This window comes from Martinezella calliandrae (assembly GCF_030272695.1).
Classification (GTDB): domain Bacteria; phylum Pseudomonadota; class Alphaproteobacteria; order Rhizobiales; family Rhizobiaceae; genus Rhizobium; species Rhizobium calliandrae.
Genome location: NZ_JARFYN010000263.1, coordinates 1 through 234 on the forward strand (window position 1 = coordinate 1; position 234 = coordinate 234).

The following is a 234-nucleotide window of genomic DNA, read 5'->3' on the forward strand; positions in this document are numbered from 1 at the left end:
GTGTATCTTCTGGACGGCGATGGTGCACCGGTGCCGTTCGGGGCGGTGGGTGAGCTTTATATCGGCGGGGCCGGCGTTGCGCGCGGCTATCTGAACCGGCCGGAGCTGACGGCGGAGCGGTTCATCGCCAGTCCTTTTGTAGAAGGCGATCGGCTGTACAAGACCGGTGACCTCGGACGTTATCTGCCGGACGGCAATCTGGAGTTCCTCGGCCGCAACGACGAGCAGGTGAAG

General features: G+C 63.7%; 1 protein-coding gene. It reads left to right on the plus strand.

The window, feature by feature from the left end; translation table 11 throughout:
• Positions 1-234, plus strand: a 234-nt coding sequence (locus PY650_RS37035) for an AMP-binding protein (RefSeq protein ID WP_285885085.1), incomplete at both ends; no start/stop codon positions are given.